General features: G+C 58.6%; 11 protein-coding genes. All 11 read right to left on the bottom strand.

All coding sequences use genetic code 11. The annotated features are described in order from the left end of the window. Positions 1–162: 162 nt before the first annotated feature. Positions 163–1419, bottom strand: a complete 1257-nt coding sequence (locus JIN78_RS15045; protein ID WP_200392815.1) for a replicative DNA helicase — start codon at positions 1417–1419, stop codon at positions 163–165. Further along, positions 1416–1619, bottom strand: coding sequence for a hypothetical protein (locus tag JIN78_RS15040; protein WP_200392814.1), 204 nt, complete (start codon positions 1617–1619; stop codon positions 1416–1418). The genes JIN78_RS15045 and JIN78_RS15040 overlap by 4 nt, the downstream gene beginning before the upstream one ends. 506 nt (positions 1620–2125) lie before the next feature. Continuing rightward, a complete protein-coding gene (locus JIN78_RS15035) occupies positions 2126–2392 on the bottom strand; it encodes a hypothetical protein (protein ID WP_200392813.1) in 267 nt (88 codons plus the stop codon). A gap of 112 nt (positions 2393–2504) precedes the next feature. Next, a complete protein-coding gene (locus JIN78_RS15030) occupies positions 2505–2762 on the bottom strand; it encodes a hypothetical protein (RefSeq protein WP_200392812.1) in 258 nt (85 codons plus the stop codon). Between the two features lie 80 nt (positions 2763–2842). Further along, on the bottom strand, positions 2843–3781 hold the full coding sequence (locus JIN78_RS15025; RefSeq protein WP_200392811.1) for a hypothetical protein: 939 nt from the start codon (positions 3779–3781) through the stop codon (positions 2843–2845). 29 nt (positions 3782–3810) lie between these two features. Further along, entirely contained in the window at positions 3811–4245 is a 435-nt protein-coding gene (locus tag JIN78_RS15020) for a helix-turn-helix domain-containing protein (protein ID WP_200392810.1), read from the bottom strand. Beyond that, a complete protein-coding gene (locus JIN78_RS15015) occupies positions 4242–4550 on the bottom strand; it encodes a type II toxin-antitoxin system HigB family toxin (protein WP_200392809.1) in 309 nt (102 codons plus the stop codon). The genes JIN78_RS15020 and JIN78_RS15015 overlap by 4 nt, the downstream gene beginning before the upstream one ends. A gap of 60 nt (positions 4551–4610) precedes the next feature. Next, a complete protein-coding gene (locus JIN78_RS15010) occupies positions 4611–5864 on the bottom strand; it encodes a tyrosine-type recombinase/integrase (RefSeq protein ID WP_200392808.1) in 1254 nt (417 codons plus the stop codon). Between the two features lie 207 nt (positions 5865–6071). Then, complete coding sequence (locus JIN78_RS15005) at positions 6072–7775, bottom strand: asparagine synthetase B family protein (RefSeq protein WP_200392807.1); 1704 nt, start codon at positions 7773–7775, stop codon at positions 6072–6074. A gap of 15 nt (positions 7776–7790) precedes the next feature. Continuing rightward, a complete protein-coding gene (locus JIN78_RS15000) occupies positions 7791–8834 on the bottom strand; it encodes a hypothetical protein (RefSeq protein ID WP_200392806.1) in 1044 nt (347 codons plus the stop codon). Next, positions 8831–9493 carry a cupin domain-containing protein gene (locus tag JIN78_RS14995; RefSeq protein ID WP_200392805.1) on the bottom strand — a complete coding sequence of 221 codons (663 nt, stop codon included), beginning with the start codon at positions 9491–9493 and terminating at the stop codon, positions 8831–8833. The genes JIN78_RS15000 and JIN78_RS14995 overlap by 4 nt, the downstream gene beginning before the upstream one ends. Between the last annotated feature and the right edge of the window lie 165 nt (positions 9494–9658).

The raw sequence follows: 9658 nt of genomic DNA, 5'->3' as shown, positions 1-9658 counted from the left end.
CTCGGTGAAGAGGGGGCGGCGCTTTTTGGGGTAGGAAGTGGTGAAAACCGATCAGAGTTTTTTCCTGATTGCGCGTTGTCGTGCTTTCCTTGGGGTGAAAGATGGTTGCGCCTGCCCCCCTTGTTTCTCTCCGTGCTCGGGGGCGGGGAGGGATGCGGGCGGCTAGTGCTCTTCAAAGGTCTGAAAGAGTCCGTTCAGTTTGGCCTTCACGGTGACTTCCCGCCTTCCGTTCCGGTTTTTGCTGATGAGAATGGAGTCATCCAGAATGATGAAGACATTGTCAGCGTCTTGGCCAATGGCTCGCGACTCTCGCAAGCGGCCATCGTCATTCAATTGGGAAGGCGTGATAACCGGGCAATGATGCTTCTTACTGAGGCGCTTCAAGGCGCGGGAATAGCGGCTGATTTCCTGCTCCCGGGTTTCGCCCTTCTCTCGCCCGCCTTCCAAAAGCTGGATGTAATCCACGACGATCAAGCCAATCTCTTGCCCGTGCTGGTCGGCAAATTGTTGGGAGTAGGCTTCGACGTGCGCCATGGTGATTCCCGCTTCGTCACTGATGGCGAGGGGAAAGGCTTCCACATGGGCACAATGCTTTTTCATGGCGGCAATCTCGCCCTTGTTGGGCTTGCGGTTCAGGGTGATGGCATCCATGGGGATTCTCCCAAGGTGTGAGACAAGGCGGGCGAAGACTTCGCGGGCGCTCATTTCGAGCGAGAAAACCAAGACGGGTTTCCCGGCGGTGAGGACGGCGGCGGCGAATTGGAGCGAGAGAACGGACTTCCCGCCGCTGGTCTTCCCTCCGATCACGGTGAATTGATCCGGTTTCAATCCTCCGGTGTGAGTGTCGAGGGCGGTGATTCCGGTAGCGATTCCGGCGCTTCCTTCTCCGTAGTCGGCTTCGTATGTTCTGATGAACTCGCCACAAGCCTCTGTGGCGAGCTTGTAGGGCTTGCGTGGGGAAAGAGTGCCGGTGATGCGTTCAGCGGCCTCTGTGAGCATTTTCAGCGTTTCCTCGGGGCTTCCTGCTCGGTCGCCTGCTTCGTTGGTGGCCTTGGTCGCTACTTCTATCAATTCCCGCTTGGCTTTCAGATTGCGCAGAATCCCGGCGTAGTGGTTGAAGTTGGCAGATGTCGCGGCGGCATTGAAGGCTTCCACGATGGCGGACGCGCCCCCGATTGCGTCGAGCTGCTTCCGGTTCTCGAGGTGGCAATGGAGGCTGGCAAGGTCAATGGCGATTCCCTCGCTGGTCATCTCGTGGGCGGCATCGAAGAGGATTCGATTGCCGGGGAGATAGAAGAGATCGGCGGTCAATGCCTGGGCCTTGGCCTTGGGGAGTAGTTCGGGGGCTTCATTGAGAAGCATACTCACAAGGGCGGCTTCGGCCTCGGGGCTGTGGGGGATGGCGACTTGTTGGCTCATAGTTTGAAGGTGGGTTCGGGTTTGGTGGTCGTTTCGGGTTTCCAGTTGCGGGCGCGGTCGAGTTCTCCGGTCCAGTTGTTGAGGAGGGTTTGAAGGTCTCGCCTCCGGTAGTCCCTCCCGCTTTCGTGCTTGGCTAGGTAGTAGCCTTCCAAGGTGGCGAGATCGTCCTCGCTGAAGATGATTTTCCGAAAGGCTCGCAATTCCTTGTCACTCCATCTTGTCGAGTCCCTCCGTTTGAAGAGCCGATTGAGCCGGGATTGAATCTCGGTCGGCTTCCATTCCCCCTTGGGGGATTGAGGGGGAGGTGTTTTCTTTGTTTCCTTGTTCCTTTGTTCTTTAGTGGTTGTTCGATGGTTGCTTGATGGTTGTTCATTGGCGGAGTTGATGGCTGTAAGTTCAGGGGTGAGGCTCCAAATCCTTGAATCTATCAGGGTCGCAACGGTTCCTTTGCTGGTTGTTTTGATGGTTATAAATCCGGCTTTGGTCAGTCGCTTGGTCGCCTCTCGGTATTGGCCTCGAGACTTCAAACCAGAATCCGCGAAATCTCCGATCAATGCTTCCCCGTGCTTGCGGCCTGTAATGGGGCAAGGGTCTTTCTTCCATCTCGCCCGCTCCGCTATCAGGGAAAGCAAGAGGTATCCGTTGGGATCGTGCTTCCTGAGTGCGGCGGCTTCGGGCGAGCGAATGTAGCCAAGCCATCCTCTGCTCATTTGCTCTCTGTCTGGTTGTCAGCAATCAGGCGATAGAAGCTGTGAACGACACCGCTCTTCTGTCTTTCCATGCGGTTGCGAATGTCGAAGCCGTATTTCGTCCGCAAAGTGGCAATGACGCTGTGAGCGGCTCCGGCGTTGGCCTCAATCATGAATTGGCGAAGGGTGACTTCTTGGCCCTGGGCTCGCTCAAGAATAGAGAGAACGGTTTCCAGTTGGCTTCCGGCTTTGGGGCGGCGTTTGGTTTCGGGTAGAGTATTCATGGCAATCTTCTAAGTGATTGCGCCTTGAACTCGGGGCGGGGGTGGCTATCCTTCCGGCAACTTCAATCTGACCGAAAGCGCGTCTCCCTTCCCCAAGGGCGGCGCGTTTTTGTTAGTCGGTGGGGTGAGTAGCGGTCTTGTCGAAGCTGGCAATGTATCGCTCTATGGATTCGACACAAAAGAGGCGAGTTCCTCGGGCGGTTCCCTCTTCTTGTAGGGTGATGCTCTTGATTTTGCCCTGCTTGGCGAGCATGTAGAGCTTGGTGCGGCCAATCCCAAACATGGCCACCGCGCCCTTGTCGCGAAGATAGCGGGGCTTCAGGATTTCGCTGCTTACGGCTGTTTCAAGTGATGCTATTTCGTTCGGCATGTTTATGCCTTCCCATAGCAGGAGTGAGATCGCTAGCTTGGTGAAGGCGTCACGGCATCACTTACGCCTAAAGTGATGCTCTACTCTTCACTTTTGTAGCTGTTCAGAAACCGTCTGATGCGCGTGTGAACTGCCTGTTTGCTTGCTGTCTTGCTGTCGCCCTTCCATTTGAACCTGCCATTCGCGGTCTCGGTTAGGATTCCTCCTTTTAGGAGTTCTTCCCTGATTTGGGGCGGAGTGATTTCGGGATGCTCTTTGCGGTATAACAGAATCGTCTGTTTCCATTTTGGAAGCTTGGACGCTTTCTTTCTCGCTTTCCCTTCACGTTGGCGGCGAGTCATTTCGTGATTGGTCAAATCTTGTGAAAGCGTGTCGTGGAGATCGACCAGCTTTGAGTGCCTCCCGGCGTGGTAGGCATGTTCAAGAGCGGTCCAGACTTCGGGAGGGAAGTCTTTGGAAAAAATTTTGTCGAGGTGTAGGCATGTGAAAGCCGCTTCTTCAGCAACCGTGGTCCATTTCCCCCCATAAGTGCCATCTCGAAATCGTGATTTAATCTCCGCAGGAACATAGTCTTGGAGTCCCTGCCAGCGAATCACTTCTTTGCCGTTGTTGTCTTTTTGAAAATACTGTCTTTGCTTGCTGAATTGGTCATACCGTTCGGCTTGGACGGTAAGGTATTTTTTGCCGTCTGATGTCACACCGCCCTTGGTAGGGACTTCGTAGTCTCCAATCAATGCGTTGGGCATTTTCCAAGAGCCTGTGTGATCTTTCCACGCTGGGACCCAAAAGTGATCCGTTGGCAACTCCTGCGGGCTATCAAGTTTGACATAGTCGCCATAGAGGCGGGCGAATCCGTCTCCGAGATACTTGGCCGCAACTTTTTCGACCACGATCTTCTCTTTGAACGACTCCTTTTTTTTCCTCTGCTCTTCAATGTATGCGAGGCGGTCGGCCATCCTCGCTTTCACTTCCTCTAGGCTCGCTCCTCCAAAGTCGAGGTTGGGCTTTTCGTCACTCATGATTGAATTTTTGCGAGTCGTTCCTTTCGTTAGACGAGAGTTTCCAAGGGGAGGTGGAGAGATTGGGCGGTAGCTTTGACGTGCTTAAGGGTGAGCGGGCGCTCTCCTCGGGCGAGTCGGGAGGCGGTCGAACGGTCCACGCCAATCAAGCGGCCCCATTCCGCCACGCTCATTCCGATATTGTCGAGGTGGCTTGCGATGAACTCGTGGGGCTTTTGCGGCTTGAGCGGGGGAAGATTCTCTTGGTCGTAGCGTTCAATCAGATCGGAGAGAATGAGCAAGTAATCGGCTTGATCGGGAGTTAGCTTTTCCTCGCCCGCGATGGCGAGGGCGCGGACCATCTCGGAGGCGTTCCAATAGGTGGCATCGTCATGGATGGGGCGCGGCATGAGGAGTTGGCAAAGTCCAAGGTAATCGGTGGGGAGGTCTGAGAAGGCGGGGGCTTGGAGAGTGGCGGTGGTCATAGTTCTTTTTTCCAGTGGTTCTTGTCGTAGTCGGCGTGGGTGAGGATGCGGAGGGCGAAAATGATTCCGGTGTTGTAGTGTATGGCGGTGATGAGTCGGTGATTGTTTCCGGCAAGGTTGAAGACGGTGACGGTGTTCCCGCTGGCCACCGTTACGGGGTCAGCGTGGGGATAGGTCTTGCGGAGGTCTGCTAGGTTTTTCCATTGGGAGGCGCGGGCGAGGGTGATCCAGTTGGCAAGGGCGCTTTGGGCATTGGGATGCTTTTGGCCGTAGTCCCTGAGTGCCTTTTCGGTGATGATACGCATGGGGCGGGGTGTTGTCAATTTGACAACGATTGAAGGAAGGGGGAAAGGTTGGGCTGAAAGTCAGCCTGCTTCTTTGGTTTGGATTCTGGCGAGGCGTTCCACTCCGCTCTTGAGGGTTTCTAGCTCGTGGTGGGTGTATTTCTGATGCGTCCGGCTGTCGGTGTGTCCGGTCATTTTCTGGCGCACTTCCTCGGGCACGTTGGCCTTGGCCAGCCAGCTTGTGAAGGTGTGGCGGAGGCTGTGAAAGGATCGGCTCGCAGTCTCTCGGGCGGCTCCGTCCTCGCTCTTGCGGGTGACGTTGCGGGCGACTTCCGCCGCTTCCATGATGGCTCTGAATTGTGCCGAGAGTCCGTTGCGGCCTCCGCTCTTGTCCTTGGCCAAGCTCGGGAAAAGCGGGGTGGCATCGAAGGGGGAAGGCGGGTGTTTGGCGAAGTAGTCGAGAATCTCGGGATGAAGGGGGATTTCTACCGTGGTCCCTTTGCGCTCGGTCTTGCGCGGGGTGAGGTGAATCACGCCCCTTTCAAGGTCGAGGTTCCCGGCCTTGAGATTACAGGCATCGACAAGGCGAAGCCCGGTGAAGGCTCCAATCAGAATCACGCCTTGCCAGTCGGTCGAGGGGGCGGTGCGATAAAGGCGGGCGACTTCCTCAAGGGTGAAGGGTTCCCGTGGGGTCGAGTCGGTTTCGTCGAGGGTCTTAATCGCGGCGGCGGGGTTGTGGAGAATGGCGGCATCCTTCACGGCATCGCCTAGGAGTGAGCGAAGGACTTTCAAATTCTGGTTGGCGGTCTTGGCAGTGCGTCCGGCCTTGCGTCTGCTATCGCGAAAGGCGCGAACGTCCTTGCTCGTGATGGCCTCAAGAGGTGCGTCCGCCCGCTCGCCTAGGAAGTCGAGGAAAAGGGTAGTGGTGGCCCGGTAGAAATGGGCGGTGCCTGGCTTCACGGTGTTATCCTTTTCCGCTGTCCAGTGTTCCACCCAAGCGCGGGCGGTGTAGCTGTTGGCCTCGGTGCCTGTGAGGGCGAGGATTTCCCCGATCAAGGCGCGTCCCTTGGCGGCAGTGAGCTTGCCTTGTGTAGCGAGTTCGCCCGCTTCTCTCACGACGGCCAAGATGGCTTGTGAGGTTGGATCGTCGCATCCGGTCTCTTTTCGGGCTTCCTGCTCCATACGGAGGGCAACGGCCATGGCCTCTCGCTTGTTCGCTTTGCGGGTAGCGCGGTGAATCTGTCTTGAGGTGCCATCCGCCTCGGTGACTTGGAAAGAGCAATACCAGTTGGGAAGCTCTTTTCCGTCCCGTTTCTTGCGAAAGAGTGTGGCCATGGCTGAGTCTGTGCCATGCTCGTGCCATGTTCCAGTATAATCCCACAAAGTCCGCTAAAATTCGGAACGTTCTATTTGAGATAGTTATGAATTTTGGTGAACCTTATAAACTCAAGAGATTAAATCGGCGGTTCAAGTCCGTCAGCCTGCACCATTTTTTGGAAAAAAGATATTCATCTGTCGTCTCGGTCTTGCCGGGGTGGGCTTTCACATCTGAGGCTGTGGATTTTCCAGGGATGAGTCGCCTTGCACGATCACTTCGTGCCAGAGCTGGAAGATGAGAATCATCCAGAGCTGCATGCCGGGCCGGGTGTGGGCTTGCTCGCTTTCGAAGCGGAGCAATTGTTGCACGCGCTGGGGGTCGAAGACGCCTGTCTCGGCTAGTTTGCGAGGTTGCAGTTCGCGGCGGGCAAGGGTGCGGAGCTCTTTGCGGAACCAGGCTTTGACGGGCACGCGCATGCCAACCTTGGGGCGGTGGATGATGGCGGGAGGGAGGAGTTCGCGATAGGCCATGCGGAGAGCGAACTTATCGACGCCGTTGCGGATTTTCCACTCGGTGGGGAGGGCGAAGCTGAGTTGCATGAGGCGTTCGTCGAAGAGGGGGGAAAGGCTGGTGAGTCCGCTGGCCCCCAGCAGGCGCTCGACTTTGGGGAGAATGAGGTGGGCTCCTTTGAAGCGCATGTTGATGGCCATCAGTCGGTCGAGAAAGCGGGGGAGGGTTGGGTCGGAGAGGTGGAGGGCAAGGAGGGGGAAGAGGTCTTGCTCGAGGTCGATTCGGGCCCGGAAGTCGGGGAGGAGCAGGTGATTGAGGTCTTCGTAGGCTCGCCGGAAGGAGGCGAAGTAGGTGTGCTCGCGGAAATGCGCGTTGGCCGGGCCGGATTGATACCAGTGGGCAAGGAGCAGGAAGAGGTTCTTGGGGCCGCCGAAGCAAGGGTCGCCGCCTTCGCCATTCCAGACGTGGTTGAATCCCTTTGCGGAGACGTGGCGGGAGAGTTCGTGATTGGGCATGGTGACGGGGTCGCCAATGGGGTCGTCGAGGTGCCAGACCAGGCGGCGGAGATGGCTGCTAAAGTCCGCAGGGGTGACGGGCACGATTTCATGGGGGAGGTCGAGGTGACGGGCGACGGCTTGGGCAAAGAAGAGCTCGTTGGGGTGCTTTTGCCCAAAACTGAGGGAGAAGCAGGTGGGGCGGTGGCCCAGGCTTGTGAGCTCGGCGGCGACAGCGCTGGAATCCAGTCCTCCAGAGAGGTAGAGGGCACAGTTTCCCTCGGGTGGGAGGAGGTCGTGGATGGCTTCGCGGTGTTTTTGTCGCAAGAGCCCGGGGATGGCGGGGTGAGCTGGGGGCAGGGCGGCTTCTTCGGGAAAAAACCAGCGTTCGAGGTTGAGTTTACGGGTGTCCGGATTCCAGCGGAGGCGATGCCCGGCGGGGAGCTCATGGATGTCCTCCAGCATGGTGGCGGTGCCTGGGACGAAGCTGAAGGTGAGAAAGCAGGCGACGGAGGTGGGGCGGATGCGGCGGGAAAATCCCGGGAGTCGATGCAGGGCCTTGGGCTCGCTGGCGAAGAGAAGGCAACCTTGAAATTGGGTGTAGTAAAGGGTGCGTCGTCCCGCGCCATCACGGATGAGGGTCAGTTCCTTTGCGGTCTTGTCCCAGTGCGCCATCACGAAGGGGCCGCCTGTGGCTGGGGGGTGGGCGGGGTGGGGCAGGCTCTGGCGAGTGCCGGAGAGGGCGCTCAAGGTGAGGGGGGTCTCTTGCCATTGCCCGGAGCCGGGCTCCCCCTTGAGAAAGAATTGGCCGTGGTTGAAGCTCCGGTGGGTGGTGTGTCTACCACGATGGGCGAGGGTTCGGTCCATCGTAGGTCCCCACTCCTGCGGGGCGCGGCCGATCCATCCATAGAGTGCGCCGTTCATGGGTTCCGGGGGATTCTATTCTCCGTCGCCTTCATCGTCTCCGCCGTGGCTCCAGTCGAGGGTCCAGCGCTCTTCCTCGAGAATGAGAACAAGATTGGTGCCGTTGGTTTCGCGGTAGCTCTGGCGTTGTTGTTGGTTTTCCAGCGCTTGTAAGGTGAGCCATTCGTTCATCGCGCAGGTGAGGAGGGAGGAAAGGCGGGGATAGAGCAGGAGGTCGGGACGCAGGGGCGCTCCTTTCTGGCTGAGTCGGCCAAGCCAAGGGGCCCGCCTTGTGCTCTTGGCTGCGAGCCCGAGGTCGAGGACTTTGGCGGAGCAATCGGCCGGGAGCTGGGAAAGGGCTTTTTCGGCGAAGGATGGGATGCCGTCGTGGAGGAGGAAGAGGTGGCAGGGAGGCTCGCTGGTGAGCGCGCGGCGGGTTTCGCTCTGCAGGTGTTCCGGGTAGCCAGCGGGGGTGACGATGAGGCAGCCGTTGCTGGTGTGGAATCCGTTCAAAACGAGCAGATCGACGAGTTCCTCGCGGTCGCAGAAGAGGACCTTCTGGACGCCATAGGCGTGGATGTCTTCCTCCTGCCAAGGGGGCGGAGCCTTGCTGAGCGCCCGCGTGGTGATGAGGCCGGGGAGCGGGCGGTCGTGCTGGCGCCATTTGCTGAGGATTTTGCAAAAGTCCGGGTAGGAGGGAAGGCTGCGACTTGACAGGCAAATGATGCCGGTGAGGAGGGAGAGAACGAGGAAGAAGAGAAAAAAGAGGGGGAGATGCTGGAAGAGAGAGCGATCCAGGGCGATGACGATCAGCGCAAGGACAAAAATGATTCCGTAGGTTAGGTAGCCATCGCGGCGGGTCTTTCGTCCCTTTTTGTCCTTGAGCTGGCAAAGGGCGCTGTAGAGTTGGGTCTCGGTGTAGTGCAGAGTGTTTCGTCCGCTGGCCAGTCGCATGGCGGAATGGAAGAGGTTGTCGCTCACCCGGGGTCGCACATGAGGTTCGAGCAGAAAGGTGTAGCCGCAACGGCAGGTCATGCCGAACTTGCGGCCGTGGTTGGTGAGGCAGTCGGGGCACTTCATGCGGTGATGATGGTGCGGTTGACCATGGGGTGATCTTCATCGGTGGGGCCGAAGTCGCTGTCGGGATGATAAGCCAGCACGCGGAGACTGCTGTGGGGGCCGGTGTGGAAGCTGTGTTCGGCCTGGGCCGGGATGGCGAAGATTTGCCCGGGGGTGAGCGGGTGGACTCCCTGTGGGGTTCGGCATTCTCCTTGGCCGGAAATAACGAGTCCGGCCCGCAGGCTGGGGTGGGTGTGGCTGGTTTGTGCGGTGGCGGGGGGGATGTGCAGGAGGTTGAGGCAGGGGTCGCCGAGCCGGGGAGGGGCGATGAGCAAGGTGTCGGTGCAACCATCGATGTAGCGGAGGCGACCGGTTTCTTCCACCGGACCATGGAGAGAAAAAAGCCCCCGGTGGTGATGGCTGGTGATGACCAGGCCGTGGCCCGGGCCGGAGAGGCGGACCGGCCCGGGAGAGCAGAAAGACATGCCCGCGATGAGAGGGAATGTACCGGGCGTAGCTGCCAGCTGGCTGCTCCCGCGCCAGAGGAATCCGTAGTGGGTGGCTCCGGCGGGAAGGGCGAGCGGCTCCCCTGCCCAGGCCGAAAGGGAGGTGGGGTAGGGCTGGTGGGCGAAGTCGGCGAGGAGGCCGGTTTGCCAAGGGTATTGCAAGAAGGGGGTCATGAATCCGGGAATACTGTCGGGCAGACGGGCTCGTGATGGCAATGCTCTTCTCGCTTACCTGCCCATGATTCTTCGGCGGGTGGCAGGGAGCGGGGGTTTTGCCTTCTCTGGCGGGGTATGAATGGCGCTTTTCAAAAGTGTGAGCCCGTTTTTCTAGCCTTTTCC

Source organism: Roseibacillus ishigakijimensis (genome assembly GCF_016595415.1).
In the GTDB taxonomy this organism is placed as follows: domain Bacteria; phylum Verrucomicrobiota; class Verrucomicrobiia; order Verrucomicrobiales; family Akkermansiaceae; genus Roseibacillus; species Roseibacillus ishigakijimensis.
This window is presented reverse-complemented; position numbering and strand designations above follow the sequence as displayed.